Raw genomic sequence first — 25,565 nt, 5'->3', positions numbered from 1 at the left:
CCGCCCCACCGCCCGGCCCCGGCCCGGGGGCGGGCGTCAGCCGAGGGCGCCGAGCGCGGTCATCATGCCGAGCGCGTCCGAGACGACCCAGTACTCGGCGAACCGGCCGTCCTCGGCGCGGAAGATGTCCTGCCCGCGAAACGACACCGGCGTGCCGGGCGCGGCGGTCGCGCCCGGGATGCCGCCCCGGTAGGCGCCGTGGAAGCTCCACGCGGCGGCGACCATGCCGCCGCCGACGACCGGTCCGGCGTCCAGGGAAGTGCGGACGCCGGAGAAGTAGGCGTGGGAGCGGCGGACCTGCTCGGCCGCCTCGGCGGGCCCCCGCACCTCCAGGTCCGGCCAGTGCCCGGTGAAGCCGGGGGTGAGGATCTCCTCGGCCACGGCGTAGTCGCCCTCCCACACCTCGAACAGCCAGCGCCGGTACAGCGCGTCCAACGGGTCCATGGCGGGCACCCTTCCCCCGCGGGCGGCCCGGCGAACCTACACTCGGGAGCGCCATGCGCATGATCAGACAGGGCGGGTCCCGCGAGCTGGAGATCCGCAGGTCCCGGTTCGTCTGCACGCTCGCCCGCGTCGCCGACGAGGCCGAGGCGGCGGCGTTCATCGCCGCGCACCGCCGCGCGCACCGCGACGCCACCCACAACTGCACCGCCTACGTGGTCGGCGAGCACGGCGAGATCACCAAGAGCAGCGACGACGGCGAACCGGCCGGGACGGCGGGCGTGCCGATGCTGGAGGTGCTGGTGCGGCGCGGCCTAACCGGCACCGCCGCGGTCGTCACCCGCTACTTCGGCGGGGTGAAGCTCGGCGCGGGCGGGCTGGTCCGCGCCTACGCGCAGGCGGTCGCCGGCGCCGTCGACGCCGTCGGGGTGGTGGAGCTGCGCCCGGTGGTGACGGTCACGGTCGGGGTCGGGCACGAGCTGGCGGGCCGGTTCCTCGGCGACCTGCACGCCGCCGGGCACCAGCCCGCCGACGTCCGCTACGGGACGGCGGTGGAGGCCGACGTGGCGGTGCCCGCCGCGGACCTGGCCGAGTTCGAGGCGTGGGCCGCGGCGGCCACCGCCGGGCGCGCGTCGCTGCGGCGCGGCGCGCCCGGCCACATCGAGGTCCCCGTCACCTGACCCCGCCCGCCCGGCGCCTGCCGGCACCTGGGCGGGCGGGTCTCGGCGGGTCAGGTGAGGAAGCCCGCCAGGACGGGCGCGAGCGCCTCGGCCGCGACGTCGTGGGTCTGGCCGTCCAGGACGCGGTGGGTCCCGGCGGGCAGCAGCTCGGCGACGCGGCGGGCGGTGTCGCGCATCCAGGCGGGGCTGTCGCCGCCGGCCAGCACCAGCGCGGGCACGGTGACCCGGCCGATGAGGTCGGTGGGCATCGCGCCGCCGCCGGCGTCGTCCATGACCGCCGAGTCGTAGGCCAGCGTCGGCGCCAGCGCCTCCAGCGCGGGCCACATCGGCGCGTTCCGCGCCTGCGCGACCATCTGCTCGGGCATCCCGACACTGGCCATGAACAGCGCGAGCGCGTCGCCGCGGCGGCCGTCGGCCAGCAGCCCGGTCAGCTCGGTGTTGTAGGCGCGGGAGCGGGTGAGGCGGTCGTCGTGCCCGGAGTGGAACGGCGGCTCGAACAGCGCGAGCCGGGTGATGGGCAGGCCGCGGGCGGCGGCGCGCAGCGCCAGCACCGCCCCCGAGGACATCCCGTAGACGGCGGCGGAGCCGCCGGCGGCGTCCAGGACGGCGGCCAGGTCGTCGATCTCGCGGTCGACGGCGTAGGGCGGGGTGTCGCCGCTGTCGCCGCGGCCCCTGCGGTCGTAGGTGAGGACGGTGTGCCCGCCCGCCAGCAGCGCGGCCAGGTCGGCACCGGAGCGGCGGTCGTTGAGCGCCCCGCCGACCAGGACGACGGCGGGCCCGCCGCCGGTCCGGTCGCAGGCGATGGGCGTCCCGTCCTTGGAGTGCGCGGTTTCCATGAGGGTGTCCTTCCCAGATCGGCGGCCCCGGTGGCCGGTCTCGTCCCACCGACGAACGGGCGGGCCCCCGGCGGACACTCCGGCGCCGCCTTCCCCTCCGGCTCCTCCGGCTCCGCTGCCTCCTCCGGTGGACGGGGGCCGGGTGAGTTCGTCCAGGCGGCGGGCCAGGTGGCGGCGCTCGGCGTCGTTGGCGGCCAGGTCCAGCGCGCGGCGGAACGCGGCGGCGGCGTCGGCGCGGCGCCCCAGGCGCCGCAGCAGGTCGCCGCGGACGGCGTGCAGCAGGTGGTAGCCGTCCAGGTGCCCGGCGCGGTCCAGGTCGTCGGCGAGGGCGAGCCCGGCGGCGGGCCCGTCCGCCATGCCGACCGCCACGGCCCGGTTCAGCCGCACCACCGGGGACGGCACCAGCCGCTCCAGCCGCTCGTACAGCACGGCGATCTGGGGCCAGTCGGTGGCGGCGGCGTCGGGTGCGGTGGCGTGGCAGGCGGCGATGGCGGCCTGGACCAGGTACGGGCCGGGCGGGGGACGGCCGGGCGCGGGCGCCAGCGCGTCCTCCAGCAGCGCGACGCCCTCGGCGATCCCGGCGGCGTCCCACCGGGACCGGTCCTGCTCCTCCAGGACGACCAGCGCGCCGCCGGGGCCGGTGCGGGCGGCGGCGCGGGCGTCGTGCAGCAGCATCAGGGCCAGCAGCCCGCGCGCCTCCCGCTCGCCGGGCAGCAGCGCGGCCAGCAGCCGCGCGAGCCGGATCGCCTCCCCGCACAGCTCGGGGCGGGCCAGCCCGTCACCGCCGGTGGCGGTGTAGCCCTCGTTGAACAGCAGGTACAGCACGCCCAGGACGCCGGTGAGGCGTTCGGGCAGCAGGTCGGGCGGAGGGACGCCGAAGGGGACGCCGGCGTCGCGGATCGCGCGTTTGGCGCGGGTGAGCCGCTTGGACATGGCGGCCTCCTCGACCAGGAACGCGCGGGCGATCTCGCCGGTGGTGAGGCCGGCCAGGGTCCGCAGGGTGAGGGCGACGCGGGCCTTGAGCGGCAGCGCGGGGTGGCAGCAGGCGAACATCAGCCGCAGCCGGTCGTCGCCGAACCCGTCCGGCCCGTCCTCGGCGGGGTCGGCGCGGGGCGGGGCGGTGCGGGCGGCCTCGGCGAGCTTGCGGGCGCCGGCGGCGTCGCGGCGCAGCCGGTCCACGGCGCGGTTGCGGGCGGTGGTGGTCAGCCACGCGCCGGGGCGGGACGGGACGCCGTCGCGGGGCCAGCGTTCCAGCGCGGCGGCGAAGGCGTCCTGCGCGCACTCCTCGGCCAGGTCCCAGTCGCCGGTGAGGCGGATCAGCGTCGCGACGAGCTGTCCCCACTCGGCGCGGAACGCGCCCGCGACCGCGGCGGCGACCGTCCCGGGAGCCGCTCCGGGGGCCGCGTCGGGGGCCGCGCCGCCGGGCGGGGGCGCGGGGACGGGGGTCACGCCGTCGCGGGGCCCGGTTCCTCGACCGGGCGGATCTCGATCTGGCCGAGCTCGGCCCACGGGTGCCGGGCGGCGATCTCCACCGCCTCGGCCAGGCCGGAGCACTCGATGACCGTGAACCCGCCGATCTGGTCCTTGGTCTCGGCGAACGGCCCGTCGGTGAGCAGCACGTCCCCGCCGCGGACCTTGACGGTGGTGGCGCGGTCGGCGGGCGCGAGGCCCGCGCCGCCGCGGACCACACCGCGGTCGGCCATCTCCTGCGACCAGCCGCCGCAGCCGGTCGCGGCGGCCCGCTCGGGATCGGTCCCGGCGGTCTCGTCACTGCAGATCATCAGCACATAGCGCACCCGCGGCCTCCCCCTCGGCTCGGCGGCCGGGCCGCTCCCGGCCGCCGGGCCAGGATGCCAGATCCCCGGCCCCGCGGTCACCGGCCCGGCCCCGGCCGCTCCCCGCACGCGGCGCCGGGTGCGGGGAGCGCGGTGTAGCCTTTCCCGCGATGAGCAGGGGCACGATCGTCGGCGACCAGGTGCGGGCGCGGATCCTCCGCGCCGCCGCGGCGATCCTGGCCGAGCGGGGCGGATCGGCGGGCATGCCCGACGTCGCCGCCGCCGCGGGCGTGGACCGCGCCGACCTCGACCGCTGCTTCCCCAGCCGCGAGGCCCTGCTGTCCGCGCTGTACGAGGACGCCCTGGCCGACCTGGCGGACCGGCTGGAGGAGGCCCGGCTGGACACCGTCCCGATCGAGGAGGCCGTCGCGCGGATGACCCGCGCGACGATCGCCGCGGCCGCCCGGCACCGGGCGCTGGGACTGCTGGAGCGGACCCCGCGCGAGGCGCGCCGCGTGGAGCGGCAGCTCGCCGGGCCGCTGCGCGCGGTGTTCGAGCGCGGCGCCGCCGGCGGGCACTTCCGCCGCGACATGCCCGTCCACACCCTCGCCGAGCTGTACTTCAGCCTGCTGGAGGGCGTGGTGTCGCGGGTCGCGCGCCGCAGCCTGGACGTGGAGGAGGCCGGCGCCGCCGTCACCACGCTGTTCCTGTCGGGCGCGCTGGCCCGGCCGGGCGGCCCGGGCGGCGGCTGACCCCCGCGCCGGCGGGACGGAGCGGGACGGGCGAAGGCGAGGTGGCGGCCGATGGCGGGACTGGAACCGGTGGTGGCCGCGGCGCTGGTCCTGCTGGGGCTGGCGGCCGGGGTGGGGATCACCGCGGTCGGGCCCGGCGGGGTCCTGATCACCGTGGGGCTGTTCGCCTTCACCGACCTGACGCCGGCGCAGGTCGCCGGGACCGCCATCGTCACCAACGTCGCGACCGGCCTGGCGGGCACGGCGGTCTACACGCGGTCGGGGCAGCTGCGGGATCCGGCGACGCGCCGCACCGCGGTGCTGCTGGCGGCCGGCGCGGTCGCCGGGACGCCGCTGGGGGTGGCGGCCAACGGGCTGGTCGAGGGCCGCGTGTTCGGGGTGCTGCTGGGCGCCTTCGTCGCGCTGACCGCCGTGCTGGTGCTCTGGCGCCGCCCCGGCCGCGCCGCCGACGACGCCCCCGCGCCCGCCGCGGCCGGGATCGGGGCGCCGACCGCGGTCGCCGTGGGCATCGCGGTCGCGGCGGTGGGCGCGATGTTCGGCGTCGGCGGGCCGCTGCTGAGCGTCCCGCTGCTGGTGGCGCTGGGAACCCCGGTCCTTTCGGCGCTGGCCGCCGCGCAGGCCCAGTCGGTGGTGATTGCCGGCATCGGCACCGCCGGATACCTCGCCGCCGGCGCCGTCGACTGGCGGCTGGCCGCGCTGATGGGCGTCCCGGAACTGGCCGGCGTGCTGGCCGGATGGATGATCGCGCGGGCGGTCCCGGCGGCGGCGCTGAAGGCCGCGCTGGTGGTGTGCCTGCTGGTCCTGGCCCCCTACGTGGCCCTGCACGGCTGACCCCCGCCCCCGAAAGGATCTTCGCCGCGGGCGGGAGGGGACGTCCTGGACGGGCATCCCCCCGGGACGGGTGCACACGAGCGAGGGGGCGCCACATGGACCATGACCGCATGGACCGGGACCGCATGGACCGGGACCGCGCGGCCGTGCCCGGCACGATCGGGGTGGAGGAGGAGTTCGTGCTGGCGGACGCGGCGACCGGGCGGTGCGTCCCGGACGCCGGCCCCGTGCTGGCCGCGGCCGGCCCGCACCGGTGGGCGCGCGCGGGCGGCTCCTTCCAGCCCGAACTGCTGTCCACGCAGGTGGAGGCGGCCACGGGCGTGTGCCACGACCTGGCCGGGCTCGGCGCGCAGCTGCGGTTCGGGCGCGAGCGGCTGGCGGCGGCGGCACGGGCGCGCGGCGCCCTGCTGGTCGCCTCGGGCGCCCCGGTGCTGGAGGGGCCCCCGCCGCCGCCCGCGCCCGGTGCCCGGTTCGCCGCGGTCATGGCCGCCTACGGGGACGTGGTCGAGGACTACCAGGCGTGCGGCTGCCACGTCCACGTCGGCGTCCCCGACCGCGACACCGCGGTGGCGGTGGTCAACCACCTGCGGCCGTGGCTGCCGGTGCTGCTGGCGCTGTCGGCCAACTCCCCGTTCGACCGCGGCCGCCTCACCGCCCACGCCTCCCGCCGGGCCGTGGCGATGGCGCGGTTCCCCGGCGCCGGCGTCCCGCCGTGGACCGCGTCGGCCGCCGCGTGGGACGCGCGGGTCGCGGCGCTGGTGGAGGCGGGCGTGCTGGTCGACGAGGCGATGACGTTCTGGCTGGCGCGGCCATCGACCCGGTGGCCGACGGTCGAGGTCCGCGCCGCCGACGCGGCCGGGACCGCGGCGGAGGCGGCGCTGCAGGCCGGGCTCGTGCGGGGCCTGGTCGGGGCGGCGCTGGCCGACCTGGCGGCGGGCCGGGAGGCGCCCCGCGCGGACGCGCAGCTGTGCGCGGCGGCGCTGTGGAACGCCGCCCGCGACGGCATGTCCGCGGCGCTGGCCGACCCCGCCACCGGGCGGCCGGTCCCGGCGTGGCGGCGGGTGGAGGCGATGGTCGCCCGCGCGGCGCCCGCGCTGGCCGCCGCCGGGGACCTGGACACCGTCCGCGCGCTGCTGGCCGCGGTCCGCCGGGCGGGGACGGGCGCCGACCGGCAGCGCCGCGCCGCCGCGGACGGCGGCCCGCGCGCGGTGGTGGAGATGCTGGCGCGGCAGACCGAGTCGGGCCGGCCGCCCGGCGCAGCGGAGGCGCCCCCCGCACCACCTGGGGAGGAACCGGGCGTATGGGACGCGTGTGAGCGGGTACCGGAGCCGGACGCCCCCTGACAACGGAGGACCGATGACCGCTCCGCAGGCCACGGCCGCGCGAACCACGGCCGCCACGGACGCACCGCCGGCGCCGCCGCCACCGCGCGGCCCGCTGTCGCGCGCCGTGACCCAGGCCCTGCGCGCCGGCCCGCCGCCCGGCGACGCCGGCCGCCTGCCCGGCCCCGCCGCCGCCGCGGCCGCCGACCCTTACGGGGACGACCTCCAGCTCGCCCTGCACACCTGCTACGAACTGCACTACCAGGGCTTCGCCGGCGTCCACCCCGACTGGGAGTGGGACCCGGCGCTGCTGCGGACCCGCGCCGCCCTGGAGAACGCGTTCCTCACCGCGCTCCGCCGCGACACCGCCACCGCCACCGCCACCGGCACAGGCCCGGACACGGGCCCGGACTCCGACGTGGACGCCGCCCTGGACGAACTGCTGGTCGAACCCGTAGGCGCCGGCGGCGTCACCCACCACCTGCGCGACGACGCCCCCGCCTGGCAGCTGCGCGAGCACGCGGCACTGCGGTCGGTGTACCACCTGAAGGAGGCCGACCCGCACGCCTGGGTCATCCCGCGGCTGCGGGGCCGCGCCAAGACCGCGCTGGTCGCCGTCGAGAACGACGAGTTCGGCGGCGGCCGCCCCGAGATGACCCACCAGGGCCTGTACGCCGCCCTCCTGGACGACCTCGGCCTGGACCCCTCCTACGGCGCCTACGTCGACGCCGCCCCGCCGCAGATGCTCGCCACCGTCACCATGATGTCGCTGTTCGGGCTGCACCGGTCGCTGCGCGGCGCGCTGGTCGGGCACTTCGCCGCCGCCGAGATCACCACCGCGCCGTCCGCGCGGCGGATGGCCGCGGCCCTGCGCCGACTGGGCGCCGGCCCCCGCGCCGTCCTGTTCTACACCGAGCACATCGAGGCCGACGCCGTCCACGAGCAGGTCCTGCGCCACGACGTGATCGGCGCGCTGCTGGCCGCCGAGCCCGGCCTGGCCGCCGACGTGGTGCTCGGCGTGCGGGCGACCGGGCTGCTGGAGGACCGCCTGGCCGGCCATCTGATGGCGCGCTGGCGCGCCGGCCGCCCCGCGCTGCGCCGCCCCCTGCCCGACGCCCCGCCCGGCTCGCCGTCGGCCGGTGGGGGAGAGGAGGACCGGCGATGATGCTGCTGCGCCCGCCCGGGGTGTACCGGCCGCAGACCGACACCTCGCTGCTGACCGGCGCGCTCGCCCGGACACTGGCCCGCGCCGGCGCACCGCCGGGCGCCCGCGTCCTGGAACTCGGCACCGGCACCGGCGCGGTCGCGCTGGCCGCCGCCCGCGCCGGCTGCGACGTCGTCGCCGTGGACGTCTCGGCGCCCGCGGTCCTCACCGCGCGGATGAACGCCCGGCTGCGGGGCCTGCCCGTCCGGGTGCTGCGCGGCGACCTGTTCGCCCCGGTCGCCGGCGAGGTCTTCGACGTGATCGTCGCCAACCCCCCGTACGTGGCCGGGGACGCCGACCCGGCGGCGGTGCGGGGCAGGGCCCGCGCCTGGGAGGCCGGCCACGACGGCCGCGCCCTGCTGGACCGGATCTGCGCGCTCGCCCCGCGGCACCTGGCGCCCGGCGGGACGCTGCTGGTGGTGCATTCGGCGCTGAACGGCGTCGCGGCGACGCTGGTGGCGCTGCGCGCCGCCGGGCTGCGCGCGTCGGTGGTCGCCCGGCGCCGCGAGCCGTTCGGGCCGGTCATGCGGCGCCGCGCGGCGCTGCTGGCCGCGCGGGGCCTGCTGGGGCCCGGGCAGCTGCACGAGGACCTCGTCGTGGTCCGCGGCGAGGTCGCCGCGGCCGGGATGACCGCCTGCGGTGAGGACGGTGAGGAGGGCCATGAGCACCGGCACCAGGCCGCCTGACCCCGCCCCCGGCCCCGAGGAAAGGGAGGGGGAAAGGCACGGGGGAGGGCATGCGTCCGCGCCGGGGGAGCGGCGGCGGGTGCGGATGGTGCCGGGCGGCCCGGTCCTGGTGGAGGGCCCCGTCGAGGTCGTCCTGGAGGACGGCTCCACGGTCGTGTCGGACCGGTGGCTGGTCGCGCTGTGCGCGTGCCGCCGCAGCCGCTCCTACCCGTTCTGCGACACCAGCCACCGCCGCCGCGCCCGCGGCTGACGGGCGCGGCCGGCGGGCCGGCGGTCAGCCGCCGAGGCTCTCCAGGGCGACGTCCAGCCGCTGGGCCAGCGCCTCGATCTGCTCCTCGTTGGCGCCGGTGTCCAGCTCGGCGATCACCGCGTCCCGCGTGGTGATCACCAGCGCGTCCTCGGGGCCGCCGCCGCGGCTCGGATCGGCCGGCACGACCGCCGCGCGGCCCCCGACCACGACGAGCGCCGCGTCGCGGTCGGCGGAGGCCAGCAGGGTGTGCAGGTGGTCGGAAGTGATCGTCGGCATCGGGTGACCTCCGGTAGCGCGGTGACAGGTGTAGCGCGGTGACAGGTGTACTGACAGGTGGACGAGGTGGCCGCGGACGGACGGTGCGGGGCGGGGTGTTCGGCCTTCAGGGGCGGCGGCCGACGCCGGTGCTGAACTCGCGGGCCCGGCCGGGCCCGGCGTTGCCGGGCGCCAGCGGCGGCGTGTCGCGCCCGGCACCGGCCCGCAGCCCCTCCAGGAAGTCGGTGAACGCCTCCCGCGCGGTGTGGCGCGGCGTCCAGCCCAGCTCGGCGCGAGCCCGCGCGGTGTCCATGACCGGGATCTGCATCGCCAGGTCGAACAGCCCCGGCGACGCCGGCACCAGGTGCAGCCCCCACGCCGCCGCCAGCGCCGCCCGCACCGCCGGCCGCGGCACCCGGACCGTGCGGGCGCCGAGCACGTCGGCGAGCTCGGCCGCGTCCATCACGGGGTCGGCGGCGACGTTGAACGCCCCGCGCGCCGCACCCGTCGCCGCCAGCCGGAACGCCTGCCCCGCGTCCGCCGCGTGCAGGAACTGCATCCGCAGCCCCGGCATGTCCGGCACGAACGGGATCCCGCCCGGACGGGCCAGCCGGCCCGGCAGCAGCGGCCCGGCGAACAGCCGCCGCTGCTGGCTGGCCGACTGCCGCTGGAAGACGAACCCCGGCCGGATCCGCACGACCCGGCACCGCGGGTTGGCGGCCTCGAACGCGTCCAGCAGCCGCTCCACATAGGCCTTCTCCCGCGAGTAGGCGGCGCCCGGCCACCCGTGCGTCGGCCACGACTCATCCACCGGGCGGTCCTTGGGCCCGGGGGAGTACGCGCCGACCGACGAGGAGTGCACCAGCGCCGGCACCCCGGCCTCGGCGACCGCGTCGAACACCCGGCCGCTGCCGACCACGTTGGCGTCCCACGTCACCGCGGGCCGGTGGGTCGGCTGGAACAGCCACGCCAGGTGCACCACCACGTCCGCGCCCCGCAGCAGCGGCACCAGGTCGCTGTCGGTGACGTCGGCCCGCGCCCACTCGATCTTCCCGCTGCCGGCCGGGTCGGTCTCCCGCGCCGCGTCCGGCCCCGGCGCGCGCCGCGCCAGCCCTGTCACGGCGGTCACGGCGGGATCCTCGGCGAGCTCGCGCAGCGTGCTGGTCCCGATGTTGCCGGTCGCGCCGGTCACGACGACGCGCATGGCGGTCTCCCTCTCCTCGGCGGTCCGCCCGCGGGCTCGTCCCCGCAGGTGGACGGCCCCATTCCCGGCCTGCGCCGAACTATGCCCCGCCCCCAGACCCGCCCCAGCCCGGCCCCGGCGGCGGCGCCGCGAAGGGTCAGGCGGGGCGGCAGTGCAGGCACGGCCGGTACCCGGCCGCCTCCGCCGCCGCCAGGCCCGCGAACCCGCGCCGGTGCCCCGGCGCGATCCGCCGCGCGTCCGCGCACGTCGGATAGCACACGATCCCCGTCGTGTCCGACCCCACCAGCCGCACCCCCCGCCGCGCCAGCTCCGCCGCCTCCTCGACGTCCACGTCCTCGGCCCGCAGCAGCCGCTCCTTGGCCCCCGCACCGAACACGTACTCGCCCAGCGACCCGTCCGACCGCGTCACCCGATGGCACGGGATCAGCAGCGGCACCGGATTGCGGCCCAGCGCCGAACCCACCGCCCGCACCGCCCGCGGCCGCCCCGCCCGCCGCGCCACCCACGCGTACGGGCGCGTCTGCCCGCGCGGGATCGCCGCCGCCGCCTCGAGCACCGCCGCCTCGAACTCGCTCAGCCCCCGCAGGTCCAGCCGCAGCCCGCCCAGCCGCCCCGACCGCAGCGCCGGCACCAGCCCCGCCGGAGGACGCTCCGCCGGCAGCAGCGGCCGCGCGAACCGGTCCCGGAACGCCTCGGCGAACTCCCGCTCGCCCATCCCCGCCCGCACGTAGGCGACGCCCCGGTCGGTGAAGGCCACCTGCAGCCCCGCCAGCGGCCCGTCCTGCACCGGCCCGGGAACCCGCACCCGCCGCGCCGCGATCCGCTCCAGCAGCCCCGCCGGCGCGTCCGCGGCCAGCCCCGCCAGCTCACCGACCACCGCGTCCACCATCGGATCCACCGCCGGATCCACCGGATCCGCCCCGCCGAAGGCATCGGCACCGGTCATCACCGGCCTCCTTCCCGCCGCTCACGCGGCCCCTCACGCCCGTCCGGGACGCCGCGCAGCCTCCGCAGCCGCGCCAGCCCCCGCGACACATGCGACTTCACGGTGCCCTCCGGCAACTCCAGCACCGCCGCCACCTCGGCGACGGGAAGACCCGTCACATGCCGCAGCACCACCGCCGCCCGCTGCGCCTCCGGCAGCTCGGCCAGCAGCGCCGCCAGCTCCCGGCCCGTCTCCCGGCGCGCCGCGGCGTCCTCCACCCCCTCACCCGGATCGGGCGGGTCCGGCGCGTCCTCCATCGGCGCCGCCACCGGACGCCGCGCCGCCGACCGCAGGCTGTTGCGCCACACGTTCGTCAGGATCGCCAGCAGCCACGCCCGCGGCCGCAGCCCCTCGATCCGGTCCGCCTCGTACCCCGCCAGCGCCCGGTAGGCCCGCAGGAACGCCTCCGCCGACAGGTCCTCGGCCTCGGCCCACCGCCCGCACAGCCGCAGCGCCGTCGAGAACACCGCACCCCGGTACGCCTCGTACAGCGCCGCGAACCCGGCGTCCAGGTCCCGCGCCAGCTCCGCCGCGACCGCCGCGCCCGCGTCATCACCGGACCCGGCACCGGCCCCGGGCCCGCCGCGATCGCGGGCGCCGCCCGGAGGGCGGGGGAGCGCTTCGTCCGTAACCGTCACATCCCGTCAACACCGGCCCCCGCCGGCCGGTTGCACCCCGGCCCGCGCCGGCCCCCGCTCAGCCGAGCCATCCCGGCCGGATCACACCCTTCTCATACGCCAGCACCACCAGCTGCGCCCGGTCCCGCGCCCCGAGCTTGGCCAGGATCCGGCTCACATGCGTCTTCGCCGTCGCCGGCGACAGCACCAGCCGCCCCGCGATCTCCTCGTTCGACAGGCCCGCCGCCACCAGCTCCAGCACCTCCCGCTCCCGCTCGGTCAGCGCGCCCAGCTCCGCCGCCGGCGGCGGAGCGGTGATCCGCGACGCGAACTCCGAGATCAGCCGCCGCGTCACCGTCGGCGCCAGCAGCGCGTCCCCCCGTGCCACCACCCGCACCCCGTGGATCAGCTCCGGCGGCTCGGTGTCCTTCACCAGGAACCCGCTCGCCCCCGCCTTGATCGCCTCGTACACGTAGTCGTCCAGATCGAACGTCGTCAAGATCACCACCCGGACGCCGCCCAGCCGCGGATCGGCGATGATCCGCCGCGTCGCCTCCAGCCCGTCCAGCACCGGCATCCGGATGTCCATCAGCACCACGTCCGGGCGCACCTCGACCGCCCGCGCCACCGCCTGCGCCCCGTCCCCGGCCTCGGCGACGATCTCGATGTCGTCCTCGCCCTCCAGGATCGACCGGAACCCCGCCCGCACCAGCGTCTGGTCGTCAGCCAGCATCACCCGGATCACGCGATCTCCTCCATGCTCTCCACCCGGCCGCCACCGCCCCCCGGCCGGGCCACCCGCCAACCGTAGTTCAGCCCGCCCCCCTCCCGCCGCCCTCCCGCGATCTTCACCGCCCCACCCCTGACTTTCGACGGTAACCCCGCACGTCACCGGCCAGTAGCGTGGACCCGTGAACCACTCCGCAGCCACCCGGGAACCCGGCGGCGCCGCCCGCGCCCACGCCCGGGCCGCCGCCGGCGCCGCCGCCCGGGCACTGCGCACGGCCGCCGACGCCGCCCGCCCCGCCGCGCTGCGCGCCGCGGTCCGCCGCCCCACCCGCGCCGCCCGGATCAAGGACACCCTCCTCTACGGCGCGCTGGCCTTCCCCATCGCCGTCGACATGGTCTCCCCGCTCGAGCCCCACCTTGCCTCCTGGTGGCTGCGCGGAGCCGGACTCGCCGCCCTCGCCGCCGCCGTCGCCGTCTGCCGCGCCCGGCCCGCCACCGCACTCCTCATCGCCATCACCCTCAACCTCGTCCACGGCAACTTCGTGTTCGCCATGCCCGTCCTGGCCTACCTCGCCGGCCTGCGCACCTCCCGCCCCCAGCCCCTGCTGTGGGGCTTCACCGCCGTGTTCATCGGCGGCACCGCCCTGGCCACCGCCCGCGGCCTCGACGTCGCCGTCTGGTTCCCCTCCACCGTCTGGCTCGTCCTGCTCGGCGTCCTGCCCTGGCTCATCGGCCGCTACTGGCGCCAGCACCAGGAACTCCTGCACGCCGGCTGGGAACGCGCCGAACGCCTCGAACACCAGCAGCGCATCATCGCCGAACGCGAACGCCTCCGCGAACGCGCCCGCATCGCCCAGGACATGCACGACTCCCTCGGCCACGAACTCGCCCTCATCGCCGTCCGCGCCGGCGCCCTCCAGGTCGCCCCCGGACTCCACGACCGCCACCGCGACGCCGCCGCCGAACTCCGCACCGGCGCCGCCGACGCCACCGACCGCCTCCGCGAGATCATCGGCGTCCTCCGCGACGACACCGGCCCCGCACCCGACGCAGGCCAGGGCCCGGCCGCACCCGTCAGCCCCGCCCGCGAAACCATCCCCGACCTCGTCGACCGCGCCCGCGCCTCCGGCATCCCCGTCCACCTCACCGGCGCCGCCACCCTGCACGGACTCGCCCCCATGGCCGCCCTCACCGCCCACCGCATCGTCCAAGAGGCCATCACCAACGCCGCCAAACACGCCCCCGGCGCCCCGATCACCGTCACCCTCACCCACCCCAACGACGCCCTCCACATCACCGTCGCCAACGACCCCCCGCCCGCCCGCACACCCCTCCTCCCCGCCGGCGGACGCGGCCTCACCGGCCTCACCGAACGCGTCCGCCTCCTCGGCGGCACCCTCGACGCCGCCCCCGACCCCGCCGGCGGCTTCACCCTCACCGCCCGCCTCCCCGACACCCCGCCCCCCGCACCCGACGCACCCCCCGACGCGCCGCCCGTCCCACCGGGGGAGTGGCCCTCCGAATCCGCCCTCCACCTCGCCCGCGAACGCCTCCAGGTCCGCCGCGGCCTCATCACCGCCATCACCGTCCCCATCGCCCTCATGGCCGCCCTCGGCGCCGTCATGGCCGGCTACTACATCTACGTCACCCTCAACTCCGTCCTCCCACCCGCCGACTACGCCGCCCTCCGCGTCGGCACACCCCAGCACCAGGTCGAACAGACCCTCCCGCGAAAGCAGACCCTCGACGCCGGCGCCGTCCACGCCGCCGTCCCCGAACCCCGCGGCGCCGAATGCCGCTACTACCGCCCCGACGCCAACCTCCTCGGCGCCGCCCGCGTCTACCGCCTCTGCTTCACCGGCGGACACCTCACCAGCAAGAACAGCTACGCCACCGACAGCCTCGACCCCGACCGCAACGACCGCGACAACCCCGACCAGGAGCACGAGTGATCCGGGCCCTCCTCGCCGACGACGAAATGATGATCCGCGCCGGCGTCCGCGCCATCCTCACCGCCGACCCCGGCATCGACGTCGTCGCCGAGGCCGCCGACGGCCACGAAGCCGTCGAACTCACCCTCCGCCACCGACCCGACGTCGCCCTCCTCGACATCCGCATGCCCCGCCTGGACGGCCTCGCCGCCGCCGCCGAACTGCGCCGCACCGCCCCCGCCACCGGCGTCATCATCCTCACCACCTTCGGCGAGGACGACTACATCGCCCGCGCCCTGTCCGGCGGCGCCAGCGGCTTCCTCCTCAAATCCGGCGACCCCCGCGAACTCATCGCCGGCGTCCGCGCCGTCGCCGACGGCGCCGCCTACCTGTCCCCGAAGGTCGCCCACCGCGTCATCACCGAGATCGGCGGCGGCCGCCTCGCCGGCGGCGCCCGCGCCCGCCGCCGCATCACCGCCCTCACCCCCCGCGAACACGACGTCCTCGCCCTGCTCGGCGCCGGCCTGTCCAACGCCGAGATCGCCAACCGCCTCCACCTCGTCGAAGGCACCGTCAAGGCCTACGTCAGCGCCATCCTCACCCGCCTGGACGTCCGCAACCGCGTCCAGGCCGCCGTCATCGCCTACGAAGCCGGCCTCGTCGGCGACGACACCGCCCACTGACCCCCCGAACACCAAACGGGCCGCTCCCGGTGGCAGCACCACCCGGAACGGCCCGTCTTCGCACGTCCGTCTTCGCACGCCCGGCTAGCCCAGAGGACCGCGGCGCGTCACACCGCCCATCACGTCCGGCATCGTCACCGACGCCTCGTCCACCGACGCCGCACCGGCCACCGCGCCCCGACCGGCCTGCGGCTCCGGCCACCCCGGCCCACCCGGCCCGGGCGGATCCGCGGCACCCGCACCCACCGGACGCGCACCCAGCAGCACCGCACCCACCGGCACGCCCCGCAGCCCGTCCACCAGCGGCCGCAGCGCCCGCACCAGCACCAGCGCCACCAGCGGAGCCACCACGACCCCCACCAGGAACCCCGCCGCCACATCATGCGGATAGTGCACACCCACGAACACCCGCGAGAACGCCATCAGCGCCGCCAGCGGCAGCACCAGCGGCGCCATCGCCCGCCACGCCACCACGATCGCCGCCGCCGACGCCGCCGCGATCGTCGCGTGATTACTCGGGAACGACCAGTCGCCCGGCGCCGGACACGCCGCGATGTGCACCGCGCCCGCCACCGCCCGGCACGGCCGCTCCTCCTCGATGAAGCTCTTCGACACCTCGCTCACCAGATACGCCGACACCACCGCGAACGGCGCCGCCAGCGCCAGCCCCATCGCCCGCGCGTCCAGGCCCCGGGCCCGCCACCAGCCCGCCACGAACAGCACGGCGAACAACAACAGCCCCGCATCCGTCCCGACATCCGCCACCTCATGCACCCAGGACGGCGTGCCCTGCGCGAACTCGGTGATCTCCCGGTACAGATCGGCGCTGAAATCCGGCGCTCCCATACTCTCCCTCACGCTCACGGGCAGCCCATCGCCCGACACCCTTGAGACACCGAACGGACCGCCGGAGTTCACCCTACGGCCACGATCGTGCCAAGCCGGTCACTTTCCCCGATCACCCCGCGGATCGGCCCGATCGCCCAGCATCACCGCCCGGGCGCCGCACCCGACGCCTCCACCGGCGCCTCCGCAGTCCCCGCGGCCTCCCCGGCCTCCGCCCGCCCACGCCGGCGCCCCCGCACGAAACGCACCCCCTCCACCACACCCGTCACCGACAGCGCGAGCCCCAGCCCCACCGCCACACCCTTGATCGGGTCGTCCTCGAACGCCTTCCCGCCGACATACCCCAGCACCGTCCCGTACAGCGCCCACGACACCGCGGCCACCGCCGCGAACCCCGAGAACCACCGCAGCCGGTACCCCACCGCACCCATCGTCAGCGTCACCGCCGTCCGGCCGCCCGGCACATACCGCGCCACCACCAGGATCAACCCGCCCCGCTCGGCCATCGTCCGCCGCGCCCACGCGAACGCCGCATGCCGCCGCGTCCCCGGCCGCAGCCCCCGCACCAGCCGCCCGCCCGCCCGGCGCCCCACCAGATACGACACGTGATCGCCCAGGAACGCGCCCAGCGCCGCCAGCGCCACCACCGCCACCGGCTCCGGACTCCCCGACGCCGCGTACACCCCCGCCGTGATCACCAGGCTCTCGCTCGGCACCACCGGGAAGAACCCGTCGATCATCGCGACCGCGAACAGCACCAGGTAGAACCACGGCGACGTCACGGCCGTGTCCACCACACCAAGAATTCCGTCCATGCCCACGACGCTAGAAAACGATCACCCCCCGGCGGATCCCGCGAACGGCCACCACCACCCCCGACTTCCGGCAGGGGTCCCACCCCGCGTCCTGCGAACGATGTACCGCCCATTCCTCATACCGGAGGACGACCCGCACCCCCTCAGCCCGCCACCCTGGAACCACACCACCTGGGGGAGCCCGCCATGGAACACCGAACCGAACACCCGGCCGCCGACCACCACGTCCGCGCCTCCGACCACGACCGCGACACCACCGCCCAACGCCTCGCCGACGCCCTCACCGAAGGCGCCCTCGACCCCACCGAACACCACCACCGCCTCCAGCGCGCCCTCACCGCCACCACCCGCGGCGACCTCCACCGCCTCACCGCCGACCTACCCCCCTCCCAGGCCGCCACCACCCGAGCCCACGACGCCGACCGCGCCGCCAAGGACCAAGCCGACAAACGCGCCTGGGCCGCCGAATGGCGCTACTGGGCCGGCGGCGCCGCCATCATGACCGCGATCTGGGCCGTCAACGCCCTCCGCGAGGGGGAGTGGACCTTCTTCTGGCCCGCCGCACCCCTCGGCATCTGGGCCGCCGTCCTCATCTCCTACGCCATCTGGCCCTCCGACGACGACTGAAAACCACTCGCGCCCCACCGCACCACTCCGGCACACTCCACCTACCGTGGGACACCTGCACATCTTCGACATGGACGGCACCCTCCTGACCGGCACCACCGCCAACCTGGAGATCGCCCGCCACCTCGGCACCCTCCCCGAACTCCACGAACTCGAGGCGCGCTTCGCCGCCGGCACCCTCGACACACGCGGCTTCTCCACCGAGATCCACCGGCTCTGGCGCCACCTCACCCCCGGCATCGTCGCCACCGCCTACACCGCCGCCACCTGGCTCACCGGCATCGCCGACGTCTGCGCCGACATCCGCGCCCGCGGCGAGCACTCCGCCGTCATCACCATGTCACCCGACTTCTTCGCCCACCGCCTCCTCGACCTCGGCTTCGACGACGTCATCGCCTCCCGCTTCCCGCCCATGCCCTTCACCGGAACCCTCGACCCCGCCGGCATCCTCACCCCCACCGACAAGGTCCGCATCACCGAACGACTCCGCACCCGCCACGGACTCACCCTCGCCCAATGCACCGCCTACGGCGACTCCATGTCCGACGCACCCCTGTTCCGCCACCTCACCAACACCGTCGCCGTCAACGCCGACCACCACCTCGCCGACATCGCCGCCCTCGACTACCGCGGCACCGACCTCACCGAGGCCTACACCCTCGCCCGCACCCTCCCCACCACCTGACCACCCCCGGCCGGCTCGCGCCCCGCCGCCCGCCCGCCCAGGCCAGCGGACGGGCCAGCGGACGGGCCAGCGGACGGGCCAGCGGACGGCCACCGCCACGAGCACTCACGCCACAGCAGTGACGCGACCCCCGCGTACTCGCCGATCGCCGCAGCGCACCGGCAATCGCGCCTCAGCCGCCGCGGCGGCCGTCCACCGGGCCCAGCAGCGGATGCACCCGCATCGCCGCCTCCAGCTCACCCGGCAACTCGTCCCGGTACCGGCCCAGCGTCGACAGGTCCGCGTGCCCCAGCACCCGCCGCACCGCGTCCATGTCCGTCGCCGCCGCCAGCAGATGCGTCGCCGTCGTATGCCGAAGCCCATGCGGCGTCACACTCCGCCGCCGCACCGGCTCCACCCGCTCCAGCACCCGGTCGATCACCCCCTGCACATCACCCCGCGCCAACCGCCGCCCCCGCCACGACAGCAGCAGCGCCTTCGGCTCCCGCCCCCGATCCAGCAGCCGCCGCCCGTCCGCCAGATACGCGTCCAGCACCTCCACCACCGGACGGGGGAGCGGCACATCCCGCGTCCGCCCGCCCTTACCGAAGATCCGCCAGTACCGCGTCCCCCCGTTGACGAAGAAATCCTCCGAGTTCGCCGCCGTCAGCTCCGACACCCGCGGCCCCACCGCCGCCAGCAGCAGCACGATCAGCCCGTCCCGCAGCTCCGTCCGCTGATCCGCCCGCCGCCGCGGCGCCGGCACCGGCCCCTCCGCCAGCTCGCGCGCCGCCCCCAGCAGCCCCTCCGCCTGCTCCACCGTCAGCGCCCGCCGCTCCGCCCGCAGCCCGCCCCGGTGCTTCGGCCGCACCGTCACCGCGTCCATCGGGTTCAGCTGCACCCACCCCGCCACCACCGCGTACCGGAAGAACGCCGACACCGAACGCCGGAACCGCGCCTGCGACGCCGCGCTCTGCACCGGACCGCCCCCCGGCTCCACCGCCCGCACCCGGCGCCGCTCATCCGGCTTGCGCGCGAACCGAAGCAGCACCTCATCGACGTCCTCACCGGTCAGATCGTCCAGCACCCGCTCCGCACCCGCCAACGCCGCGAACGTCACCACGTCCCGCGCGTACACCTCCGCCGACGCCGGCGCCAGCGCACCCGTCGAGGTCTTCGCCCGCACCATCTCCCCGTACCGGTCCACGCACTCGGCCACCGTCAGTCGCTGAACATCGGAAGGACGCACCCGACGGACGCTACCGCCCGCCACCGACACCAACCCCCGTACCATCGGCACCGTGACGGACCGCGCACTGTTCGACCAGGTCGGCGAGATCGTCCGGGCGGCGACCCCGCCCGGCCTCGGACGCCCCCACGTCCAGGTGCGCCACAACGGCGTCAAGGCCTGGTTCGGCGACCCCGAACCCCAGCGCGAGCACTACGAGGCCCAGGTCATCCCCGCCGAACTGGCCCCCGGCGCCCGCACCCACGCCGTCGAGATCGGCTTCCACGCCGAGCACCGCGACGAATCCGCCAACGACGCCGCCCTCACTCGCCTGCGCACCACCGAGCCGCGCTGGCGCGCCGACCTCGGCGCCGACCCCGCCACCGGCCCGTTCCTCGGGCGCGGCACCTGGCGCCGCGTCTCCGAGACCTGGCCCGCCCTCGACCTCGACGCCCCCGACGCCCCGTTCGAGATCGGCGTCCGCCTCGTCGACTACATCCGCGCCCTGGAACCCCACCGGCGGGTATGACCACCGCCGAAGGCACCGCCGGACGACGGGGGAGGGGCCGATGCTCATCGGCACATCGGGCTGGCAGTACGCCGACTGGCGCGGCGTCCTGTACCCGCCCGGCCTCCCGCAGCGGCGCTGGCTGCGGCACTACGGGGACGTCTTCGCCACGGTGGAGAACAACAACGCCTTCTACCGGCTGCCGGGGCGTGAGACGTTCGAGCAGTGGCGGGGGAGCACCCCGCCCGGTTTCGTCATGGCGCTGAAGGCCAGCCGCTACCTCACCCACATGAAGCGCCTCACCGACCCTGCCGAACCCGTCGCACGGCTCATGGGCGCCGCCGCCGGGCTCGGCCCCAAGCTCGGACCGGTCCTGCTGCAGCTCCCGCCCACCCTGCGCGCCGACCCGGACCGCCTCGCCGCCTGCCTGCGGCGGTTCCCGGCGGACGTGCGCGTCGCCGTCGAGCCGCGCCACCCCTCATGGTGGACGGACGAGACCCGCCGCGTCCTGGAACACCATGGCGCCGCCCTGTGCTGGACCGACCGCCTCGGCCGCCCCCAGACGCCGCTGTGGCGGACCACCGGCTGGCTCTACCTGCGCATGCACGAAGGCCCCGCCGAGCCCTGGCCGCACTACGACGACGAGACGCTGCGGGGCTGGGCGGACGAACTCGCGGGCGACGGTGACGCCTACGTCTACTTCAACAACGATCCGGGCGGGGCCGCCGTCCGCAACGCGCTGCGCTTCGCGGACCTCACCGCGCACAGCAAAACGGATTAAGTACGACAAACTACGCAAACCGGACAGAATCCAGCTTCTGTCCGGTCAACCACACCAACCACAGGGGAGCGGCGCGGCGGCCGCGGAGGGGAGGGGCGGCGACCCGCGCCGCCCCCGCCCACCATCACTTCTTGTACGGGGCCGCCTTCTCCCGCAGCTCCTGCATCGTGCCCTGCAGCAGCTGCCGGAGCCGGTCGCGGTCGGCGCCGTCGGCGTCCGCGTAGTCGTCGATGTCGATCAGCTGCTTCTTCGTCGCGGTGATCGAGTTGAGCTGGTGGTCCAGCTTGATGTCGCCGAACCACGGGCTGCGCAGCATGTTCGCCATGTCGGTGCGGAACATCGCCACCAGGTCGTCGGGGTCGGCGATGTGGTTCTTCACCTCGGCCACGAACGTCAGCGTCGCCTTGCTGCCGAGCACCGCCTGCTGCAGCACGCCGTCACCGGTCTTGCGGTCCAGCACGATCGTGAAGCTGTACAGGACGGGGTCGCCGACCGGCTTGAACCGCACGTACTGCAGGTCGCCGCCGGACTTGATCCCGATGACGGGGCACCCCAGGTGCGCCATCGTGAACACCATCTCACCGATGAGCGCCTCGTCCTTGCTCTCGCGCGCCTCGGCGTTGTTCTTGAACTTGTTGATCATCGAAAGCATGGGCGGTTCTCCGGTTCAGGCGGCGATGCGGCCGTGCAGGTACTTCGCACAGGCCTGGGCGACGGCGGCGATGTGCTCCTGCAGCACCGGGTACTTCACCGTGTACTGGTCGGCGAAGTACTGGTCCAGGTCCAGCAGCAGGGGGACCTGGACGTACACGTATCCGGTGCCGAGGTCGGCGTCGACGGTCAGCACGCCGGGTTCGCCCACGTCGAGGAAGCCGCTCTTGACCTCCGACTTCAGCGCCTGCCAAACCGTCCGAGCGTCCTGGACGTACTCGCCGTAGGCCATCGTCACGGAGGCGTGCTGGCCCAGCGTCTTGGCGGCCGTGACGCTGCCGGCCAGGTGCGTCAGCTGGAACATCAGCCGGTGCTTGCGCTCCCGGTGCTGGAACCGCAGGTAGTGGTGGTTGCCGTCGGAGTTGAGGTCGATGAGGGCGTTGCCCTGGGCGACCGCCGCGGTGATGACGGCGCCGACGAGCAGATCGTCGATCTCGCGGGTGTGGAGCTGTTCGGAGAACCGCTCCCAGCTGCGGTTGACGAGCCGGCCGAAGACCTGGTCGAGGTGCTCGCTCACGATCACCTTTCGTCGTTGCGGATCGGGGGACGGGGCTGAGACTCCCGCGCCGCCGCCCCGGTTCCCGGATCCGGGCACACCGCCCGGTCGGAGACACTGGACGTATGAGCCTCCCCGGCGCGGCCCCGCGCCTGATCGCACCCACCACGGCGGTGCGGAGTTCGTTCCTAGCCGGGGAGTGGGCCGACCACCAGGCGACGGGCGACCCGATGGACTGGCTGGACGAGGCGTACCGCGATTTCGGCGCGTTCGTCGCGCGGCGCCGCGGCGTCCAGCAGCGATGGGGTGTGCCGTGCACGACGTTCTGGTACGTGGCGGGCGAGCAGTATCTGGGGACGCTGATCGTCCGGCACCGCCTGACACCGGAGCTCGCCGAGGACGGCGGCCATATCGGCTACCACGTCGTCGCGCCATGGCGGCGCCGCGGGCACGCCACGCGGATGCTCGCCGCCGGACTGGTGGAATGCCGCCGGCTCGGCCTGGAGCGCGTCCTGCTGACGTGCGCGCCCGACAACGAGCCGTCACGCCGGGTGATCATCGCCAACGGCGGTGCGCACGACGGCCGGGACCACGGCCAGGACCGTTTCTGGATCACGCTCGACCCGGCGGGCTGAGCTCTCGCCCGGCACGGCCGGCGCGGCGCAGCGTCAACGGCGCGCACGGAACCCGCACACGCGCGACGAAAGAGCTCGCGCATCGCGTCCCGATCGCCCCTTTCCACCTGGCCTGATCGCTGGTCGATAATGCACATTATGTTAAGTAAGCCGGTTTTGCCCCTCCTCCGCCCGATCGACCCGCGCATCCGACACGGCCCGGCGTACGCGCAGCGCTCCACGTGGGGCAGCTCTGGCAGCGCGGCGGTGTCGGGTCTCAGGCCGGCCTGGGCGTCGTCCCGCCCGAATCGTGCAGTGCAGAACTTCACGGCTTCGGGGACGCCAACTCCGCACCCGTCGCGTCAAACCGGATTCGCGAAGTCCGGGTGAAGCCCTACGCGGCCAAGGGACATACCGTGGCGCCGTTCCGCACCGGCTCCGCCGGCCGCTGGTCGGTCGGCGCGTGCCCTAGGGAACTCGTCCCCGAACTCCCCCGGCCGACGCCATGCTGGCTACGGCCGCCGAGCTTCCCGCGAGCATGCCGCTGACACCGCCACTCCCCCTTGCTGCTCATTGCCCTTGACATCGCGTCGCGATTCCACCAGGGCGGGCCCTGACGCATTTCTTTAGAGAAAGGGAGCAGCGTGCGGGGCATCTGGGAGATCGGCAGACGATCACCACGGAAAAGGTGCGACGCGCGCCGGGGTGATCGTTAGATTGGCGGGGTCCGCATGACGGTTTTCCGGCCCGACGAGGTGATGGTGGCGTGGTCCCTGAGGGGTTCGTCCGTGCGCTGGACGCGTTCGAGGCGGTGATGGCGGCGGTGCCGCCGGACCGGTGGCTGTCGCCGTCGCCGTGCGAGGGGTGGGCGGCCGTCGACGTGGCGGGGCATGTCACCGCCGGGCTGCTGGTGATCGAGATGCGGGCGGCCGGGCGGCCGCTCCCCCAGGACGATCCGGACTGGCGGGAGGTCGCCGGCACGGACCCGCTGGCGTCCTGGCGGGATGTCCGTGCCCGGATGACGGCGGAGCTGACGCCCGCGGCGCTGGATCGGCGGGTTGAGCTGGCGATGGGCATCGAGATGACGGTGCGCGAGTGGGTGGAGCAGTATCCGCTGGAACTGCTGGTGCACACCTGGGATCTGGCGCGCGCGACCGGGCAGACGGTGGTGCTCCCGGCGGATCTGGCGGAGGCGGCGCTGGAGACGGCGAAGGCGATGGCGCCTGGTGGCCGTGAGGCGGGCATGCTGGGCGCCGAGGTCGCCGTCCCCGGCGATGCCGGTCCCCAGGCGCGGCTGCTGGCGCTGTTCGGCCGCGACCCTGCCGCCTGACCGGGTCGCCTCTTCCGGGCCTCTCCCCCGCCCTGGATACGGGGCTTGAGCAGCAACCGGCCGACGGCGATAGTGAGCCGGGCTGAGCGGAGTTACCGCCGTCCACCGTTCTGATGTGGGTGGGCCTGGATAGGGACTGTACGTGGCCGGCGCCCTGCCGCTACCGCTCGGCGTCGCCGACCATGAAGGCTCCACTGTCGTCTGGCTGCTCACCGAGGGCACCTGGCGCCGCGCCACCCGCCCCACGTCCTGACCTCAGGCGCTGCCCCGGTTCCGCCCCGAGGAGCCGGACCGGTGAACGAGCACCCCCGACCGCGGTTGCCGCCTTCCCCGCCGACAGCACCCTCACCGGGCTCGGCCTGACCCTGCGGGAATGGACCGACACCGCGGTCACTCCGCTTGGCCGGTCGGTTGCTGCTCAAGTCTCGATACCGGGGTGCGCGGACGGCGGTGCGGCGGTTAGGGTGCGGGTATGCGCCGACGACATTGATCTTCACCTGAGGCGGGGCTCGCGCGGAGGCTGTACGCCTACGCGTTCCTCGAGGATTTCGTTCTTCTGTACCCGGTGTACGCGCTGCTGTTCGCCGATGCCGGGTTGTCCCCCGCTGAGATCTCGTCGCTGTTCGTGCTGTGGTCGGCCACGGCGTTCGTCTTGGAGTTGCCGTCCGGTTTGTGGGCGGATGTGTTCTCGCGCCGGTTGCTGCTGGTGGTCGCTCCCCTGCCGGCTGGTGCGGGTTTCGTGTTGTGGGCGTTCTTTCCGTCGTATCCGGTGTTCGCGGTGGGTTTCGTGCTGTGGGGTGCGGGGTCGGCGCTGCGTTCGGGGACGATGCAGGCGCTGGTGTACGAGGAGTTGGAGCGGGTCGGCGCGGCGGGTGCGTACGCGCGTGTGATCGGGCGGTCGGAGGCGGTGTCGCTGCTGGCGGTGGTGGCGGCGTCGGTGGTGGCGTCGCCGGTGCTTGCGGTGGGTGGTTACCGGGCGCTGGGGGTGGCGAGTGCGGTGGTGTGCGTGGCGTGTGCTGTGGCGGGGTGGTTCCTGCCGGAGGTGAGGGGGCCGCGCGGGGGTGGGGGTGGGCCGTCGCTGAGGTCGGTGGTGCGGGACGGCTGGGTGCAGGTGCGGCGGGAGCCGGGGGTGCGGTGGGCGCTGGTTCTGGTGGTGGTGCTGGAGGGGGTGGCGTCGCTGGACGAGTATGTGCCGCTGCTGGTGCGGTCGACGGGGGTGGCGGTGGCGTCGGTGCCGTTGCTGGTGGCGGTGGTGACGGTGGGTGATGCGGTGGGCGGTTGGTTGGCGGGGCGGGGTGTGCGGTGGCTGTCGCCGGTGCTGGTGGTGGGTGCGGTGTGCTTGGCGGTGGGGGCGTTGAGTGGGCGTGCGGGCGGGTTCGTGCTGGTGGCGGTGGCGTTCGGGGTGTTCCGGTGGGCGATGGCGGCGGCGGACGCGCGGTTGCAGGAGCGGATCGGTGACGGGGCGCGGGCGACGGTGACGTCGGTGGCGGGGTTCGGTGCGGAGACGGTGGCGGTGCTGGTGTACGCGGGGTGGGCGCTGGGGTCGCGGTGGGCGGACGCGGGGGTGCTGATGGGGGCGGCGGCGGGTGCGTACGCGGTGGTGGCGTTCGTGCTGGGGGTGGGGGCGCGGCGGGGGCGCGTACATCGGGAGATGTAGGCGGGGCGGGGCGGCTACGCCAAAGGCGCATGGCGGTTGCACGCTCGCGCCCGATTCGCCAGTGGTGGGTGCGGGCCGAGGATCGTGGGGTCGTTGCGGGGCGATCC

At 75.7% G+C, this 25,565-nt stretch carries 29 protein-coding genes; 16 read left to right on the top strand and 13 right to left on the bottom strand.

Annotated features, from left to right (window positions below):
* Nucleotides 1-36: 36 nt before the first annotated feature.
* The gene (locus tag HUT06_RS21995) at nucleotides 37-444 is read right to left on the bottom strand and encodes an ester cyclase (RefSeq protein ID WP_176197456.1); all 408 of its coding nucleotides are present in this window, start codon (nucleotides 442-444) and stop codon (nucleotides 37-39) included.
* Nucleotides 445-497: 53 nt separating this feature from the next.
* Here HUT06_RS21995 and HUT06_RS21990 point away from each other — a divergent pair, with 53 nt between their 5' ends.
* Nucleotides 498-1,121, top strand: coding sequence for a YigZ family protein (locus HUT06_RS21990; RefSeq protein ID WP_176197455.1), 624 nt, complete (start codon nucleotides 498-500; stop codon nucleotides 1,119-1,121).
* 50 nt (nucleotides 1,122-1,171) lie between these two features.
* Here HUT06_RS21990 and HUT06_RS43925 read toward each other — a convergent pair whose 3' ends face one another.
* Both HUT06_RS43925 and HUT06_RS21975 read right to left on the bottom strand, forming a co-directional pair.
* Entirely contained in the window at nucleotides 1,172-3,406 is a 2,235-nt protein-coding gene (locus tag HUT06_RS43925; RefSeq protein WP_217711388.1) for an alpha/beta fold hydrolase, read from the bottom strand.
* On the bottom strand, nucleotides 3,403-3,753 hold the full coding sequence (locus tag HUT06_RS21975; RefSeq protein ID WP_176197454.1) for a YciI family protein: 351 nt from the start codon (nucleotides 3,751-3,753) through the stop codon (nucleotides 3,403-3,405). Before HUT06_RS21975 ends, HUT06_RS43925 begins: the two co-directional genes overlap by 4 nt.
* A gap of 149 nt (nucleotides 3,754-3,902) precedes the next feature.
* On the opposite strand from HUT06_RS21975, the gene HUT06_RS21970 reads away from it, so the two are divergent.
* The 6 genes from HUT06_RS21970 (at nucleotide 3,903) to HUT06_RS44670 (ending at nucleotide 8,777) form a co-directional block, all read left to right on the top strand.
* Nucleotides 3,903-4,484 (top strand): TetR/AcrR family transcriptional regulator, encoded by a 582-nt coding sequence (locus HUT06_RS21970; protein WP_176197453.1) that lies wholly within the window; start codon nucleotides 3,903-3,905, stop codon nucleotides 4,482-4,484.
* 51 nt (nucleotides 4,485-4,535) lie between these two features.
* Entirely contained in the window at nucleotides 4,536-5,315 is a 780-nt protein-coding gene (locus HUT06_RS21965) for a sulfite exporter TauE/SafE family protein (RefSeq protein WP_176197452.1), read from the top strand.
* A 95-nt stretch (nucleotides 5,316-5,410) separates the two neighbouring features.
* The gene (locus tag HUT06_RS21960) at nucleotides 5,411-6,658 is read left to right on the top strand and encodes a glutamate--cysteine ligase (protein ID WP_254715318.1); all 1,248 of its coding nucleotides are present in this window, start codon (nucleotides 5,411-5,413) and stop codon (nucleotides 6,656-6,658) included.
* Nucleotides 6,659-6,671: 13 nt separating this feature from the next.
* Nucleotides 6,672-7,802 carry an iron-containing redox enzyme family protein gene (locus tag HUT06_RS21955; protein WP_176197451.1) on the top strand — a complete coding sequence of 377 codons (1,131 nt, stop codon included), beginning with the start codon at nucleotides 6,672-6,674 and terminating at the stop codon, nucleotides 7,800-7,802.
* Nucleotides 7,799-8,527, top strand: a complete 729-nt coding sequence (locus tag HUT06_RS21950) for a HemK2/MTQ2 family protein methyltransferase (protein ID WP_176197450.1) — start codon at nucleotides 7,799-7,801, stop codon at nucleotides 8,525-8,527. The genes HUT06_RS21955 and HUT06_RS21950 overlap by 4 nt, the downstream gene beginning before the upstream one ends.
* Before the next feature lie 85 nt (nucleotides 8,528-8,612).
* On the top strand, nucleotides 8,613-8,777 hold the full coding sequence (locus tag HUT06_RS44670; protein ID WP_254715785.1) for a CDGSH iron-sulfur domain-containing protein: 165 nt from the start codon (nucleotides 8,613-8,615) through the stop codon (nucleotides 8,775-8,777).
* Nucleotides 8,778-8,801: 24 nt separating this feature from the next.
* Here HUT06_RS44670 and HUT06_RS21940 read toward each other — a convergent pair whose 3' ends face one another.
* From HUT06_RS21940 to HUT06_RS21920, 5 genes are all read right to left on the bottom strand, one after another.
* A complete protein-coding gene (locus tag HUT06_RS21940; RefSeq protein WP_176197448.1) occupies nucleotides 8,802-9,053 on the bottom strand; it encodes a hypothetical protein in 252 nt (83 codons plus the stop codon).
* 106 nt (nucleotides 9,054-9,159) lie between these two features.
* On the bottom strand, nucleotides 9,160-10,236 hold the full coding sequence (locus tag HUT06_RS21935) for an NAD-dependent epimerase/dehydratase family protein (protein ID WP_176197447.1): 1,077 nt from the start codon (nucleotides 10,234-10,236) through the stop codon (nucleotides 9,160-9,162).
* A gap of 136 nt (nucleotides 10,237-10,372) precedes the next feature.
* Nucleotides 10,373-11,182: a methylated-DNA--[protein]-cysteine S-methyltransferase gene (locus tag HUT06_RS21930; protein WP_254715317.1), complete on the bottom strand. Its 810-nt coding sequence runs from the start codon at nucleotides 11,180-11,182 to the stop codon at nucleotides 10,373-10,375.
* A complete protein-coding gene (locus HUT06_RS21925) occupies nucleotides 11,182-11,859 on the bottom strand; it encodes an RNA polymerase sigma factor (RefSeq protein ID WP_254715316.1) in 678 nt (225 codons plus the stop codon). The genes HUT06_RS21930 and HUT06_RS21925 overlap by 1 nt, the downstream gene beginning before the upstream one ends.
* Nucleotides 11,860-11,917: 58 nt before the next feature.
* Nucleotides 11,918-12,583: a response regulator transcription factor gene (locus HUT06_RS21920; protein ID WP_176197446.1), complete on the bottom strand. Its 666-nt coding sequence runs from the start codon at nucleotides 12,581-12,583 to the stop codon at nucleotides 11,918-11,920.
* Between the two features lie 166 nt (nucleotides 12,584-12,749).
* On the opposite strand from HUT06_RS21920, the gene HUT06_RS21915 reads away from it, so the two are divergent.
* The gene (locus tag HUT06_RS21915) at nucleotides 12,750-14,519 is read left to right on the top strand and encodes a sensor histidine kinase (protein ID WP_217711387.1); all 1,770 of its coding nucleotides are present in this window, start codon (nucleotides 12,750-12,752) and stop codon (nucleotides 14,517-14,519) included.
* On the top strand, nucleotides 14,516-15,181 hold the full coding sequence (locus tag HUT06_RS21910; RefSeq protein ID WP_176197445.1) for a response regulator transcription factor: 666 nt from the start codon (nucleotides 14,516-14,518) through the stop codon (nucleotides 15,179-15,181). The genes HUT06_RS21915 and HUT06_RS21910 overlap by 4 nt, the downstream gene beginning before the upstream one ends.
* Nucleotides 15,182-15,265: 84 nt before the next feature.
* On the opposite strand, the gene HUT06_RS21905 is transcribed toward HUT06_RS21910, so the two are convergent.
* Nucleotides 15,266-16,027, bottom strand: coding sequence for a phosphatase PAP2 family protein (locus HUT06_RS21905; protein ID WP_176197444.1), 762 nt, complete (start codon nucleotides 16,025-16,027; stop codon nucleotides 15,266-15,268).
* A gap of 143 nt (nucleotides 16,028-16,170) precedes the next feature.
* Entirely contained in the window at nucleotides 16,171-16,842 is a 672-nt protein-coding gene (locus HUT06_RS21900) for a DedA family protein (protein ID WP_176197443.1), read from the bottom strand.
* A 186-nt stretch (nucleotides 16,843-17,028) separates the two neighbouring features.
* Here HUT06_RS21900 and HUT06_RS21895 point away from each other — a divergent pair, with 186 nt between their 5' ends.
* Both HUT06_RS21895 and HUT06_RS21890 read left to right on the top strand, forming a co-directional pair.
* A complete protein-coding gene (locus tag HUT06_RS21895; protein WP_176197442.1) occupies nucleotides 17,029-17,469 on the top strand; it encodes a DUF1707 domain-containing protein in 441 nt (146 codons plus the stop codon).
* 46 nt (nucleotides 17,470-17,515) lie between these two features.
* Complete coding sequence (locus tag HUT06_RS21890; RefSeq protein ID WP_176197441.1) at nucleotides 17,516-18,154, top strand: HAD family phosphatase; 639 nt, start codon at nucleotides 17,516-17,518, stop codon at nucleotides 18,152-18,154.
* 172 nt (nucleotides 18,155-18,326) lie between these two features.
* Here the strand turns inward: HUT06_RS21890 and HUT06_RS45270 are convergent, their stop codons facing one another.
* Nucleotides 18,327-19,352, bottom strand: coding sequence for a tyrosine-type recombinase/integrase (locus tag HUT06_RS45270; protein WP_302931828.1), 1,026 nt, complete (start codon nucleotides 19,350-19,352; stop codon nucleotides 18,327-18,329).
* Between the two features lie 82 nt (nucleotides 19,353-19,434).
* On the opposite strand from HUT06_RS45270, the gene HUT06_RS21880 reads away from it, so the two are divergent.
* Nucleotides 19,435-19,890: a hypothetical protein gene (locus HUT06_RS21880; RefSeq protein ID WP_176197439.1), complete on the top strand. Its 456-nt coding sequence runs from the start codon at nucleotides 19,435-19,437 to the stop codon at nucleotides 19,888-19,890.
* A gap of 40 nt (nucleotides 19,891-19,930) precedes the next feature.
* Nucleotides 19,931-20,650 (top strand): DUF72 domain-containing protein, encoded by a 720-nt coding sequence (locus HUT06_RS21875; protein WP_176197438.1) that lies wholly within the window; start codon nucleotides 19,931-19,933, stop codon nucleotides 20,648-20,650.
* A gap of 124 nt (nucleotides 20,651-20,774) precedes the next feature.
* On the opposite strand, the gene HUT06_RS21870 is transcribed toward HUT06_RS21875, so the two are convergent.
* Nucleotides 20,775-21,302 carry a hypothetical protein gene (locus HUT06_RS21870; RefSeq protein WP_176197437.1) on the bottom strand — a complete coding sequence of 176 codons (528 nt, stop codon included), beginning with the start codon at nucleotides 21,300-21,302 and terminating at the stop codon, nucleotides 20,775-20,777.
* Between the two features lie 15 nt (nucleotides 21,303-21,317).
* A complete protein-coding gene (locus HUT06_RS21865; protein WP_176197436.1) occupies nucleotides 21,318-21,878 on the bottom strand; it encodes a hypothetical protein in 561 nt (186 codons plus the stop codon).
* Nucleotides 21,879-21,982: 104 nt separating this feature from the next.
* Here HUT06_RS21865 and HUT06_RS21860 point away from each other — a divergent pair, with 104 nt between their 5' ends.
* The 3 genes from HUT06_RS21860 (at nucleotide 21,983) to HUT06_RS21850 (ending at nucleotide 25,458) form a co-directional block, all read left to right on the top strand.
* A complete protein-coding gene (locus tag HUT06_RS21860; RefSeq protein ID WP_176197435.1) occupies nucleotides 21,983-22,492 on the top strand; it encodes a GNAT family N-acetyltransferase in 510 nt (169 codons plus the stop codon).
* 745 nt (nucleotides 22,493-23,237) lie between these two features.
* On the top strand, nucleotides 23,238-23,801 hold the full coding sequence (locus tag HUT06_RS21855; RefSeq protein WP_176197434.1) for a TIGR03086 family metal-binding protein: 564 nt from the start codon (nucleotides 23,238-23,240) through the stop codon (nucleotides 23,799-23,801).
* Nucleotides 23,802-24,321: 520 nt separating this feature from the next.
* Nucleotides 24,322-25,458: an MFS transporter gene (locus tag HUT06_RS21850; RefSeq protein WP_368407034.1), complete on the top strand. Its 1,137-nt coding sequence runs from the start codon at nucleotides 24,322-24,324 to the stop codon at nucleotides 25,456-25,458.
* Nucleotides 25,459-25,565 lie beyond the last annotated feature (107 nt).

Source organism: Actinomadura sp. NAK00032 (assembly GCF_013364275.1).
GTDB lineage: Bacteria > Actinomycetota > Actinomycetes > Streptosporangiales > Streptosporangiaceae > Spirillospora.
Note: the sequence above shows the minus strand (reverse complement) of the source record. Positions and strands in the feature narration are given on the sequence as shown.

Bases quoted from the DNA above. Each gene is read 5' to 3' on its own strand.
- HUT06_RS21995 (WP_176197456.1), bottom strand. From the start codon at position 444: ATGGACCCGTTGGACGCGCTGTACCGGCGCTGGCTGTTCGAGGTGTGG.
- HUT06_RS21990 (WP_176197455.1), top strand. From the start codon at position 498: ATGCGCATGATCAGACAGGGCGGGTCCCGCGAGCTGGAGATCCGCAGG.
- HUT06_RS21970 (WP_176197453.1), top strand. From the start codon at position 3,903: ATGAGCAGGGGCACGATCGTCGGCGACCAGGTGCGGGCGCGGATCCTC.
- HUT06_RS21965 (WP_176197452.1), top strand. From the start codon at position 4,536: ATGGCGGGACTGGAACCGGTGGTGGCCGCGGCGCTGGTCCTGCTGGGG.
- HUT06_RS21960 (WP_254715318.1), top strand. From the start codon at position 5,411: ATGGACCATGACCGCATGGACCGGGACCGCATGGACCGGGACCGCGCG.
- HUT06_RS21955 (WP_176197451.1), top strand. From the start codon at position 6,672: ATGACCGCTCCGCAGGCCACGGCCGCGCGAACCACGGCCGCCACGGAC.
- HUT06_RS21950 (WP_176197450.1), top strand. From the start codon at position 7,799: ATGATGCTGCTGCGCCCGCCCGGGGTGTACCGGCCGCAGACCGACACC.
- HUT06_RS44670 (WP_254715785.1), top strand. From the start codon at position 8,613: ATGGTGCCGGGCGGCCCGGTCCTGGTGGAGGGCCCCGTCGAGGTCGTC.
- HUT06_RS21940 (WP_176197448.1), bottom strand. From the start codon at position 9,053: ATGCCGACGATCACTTCCGACCACCTGCACACCCTGCTGGCCTCCGCC.
- HUT06_RS21935 (WP_176197447.1), bottom strand. From the start codon at position 10,236: ATGCGCGTCGTCGTGACCGGCGCGACCGGCAACATCGGGACCAGCACG.
- HUT06_RS21930 (WP_254715317.1), bottom strand. From the start codon at position 11,182: ATGACCGGTGCCGATGCCTTCGGCGGGGCGGATCCGGTGGATCCGGCG.
- HUT06_RS21905 (WP_176197444.1), bottom strand. From the start codon at position 16,027: ATGGGAGCGCCGGATTTCAGCGCCGATCTGTACCGGGAGATCACCGAG.
- HUT06_RS21900 (WP_176197443.1), bottom strand. From the start codon at position 16,842: ATGGACGGAATTCTTGGTGTGGTGGACACGGCCGTGACGTCGCCGTGG.
- HUT06_RS21895 (WP_176197442.1), top strand. From the start codon at position 17,029: ATGGAACACCGAACCGAACACCCGGCCGCCGACCACCACGTCCGCGCC.
- HUT06_RS21875 (WP_176197438.1), top strand. From the start codon at position 19,931: ATGCTCATCGGCACATCGGGCTGGCAGTACGCCGACTGGCGCGGCGTC.
- HUT06_RS21870 (WP_176197437.1), bottom strand. From the start codon at position 21,302: ATGCTTTCGATGATCAACAAGTTCAAGAACAACGCCGAGGCGCGCGAG.
- HUT06_RS21860 (WP_176197435.1), top strand. From the start codon at position 21,983: ATGAGCCTCCCCGGCGCGGCCCCGCGCCTGATCGCACCCACCACGGCG.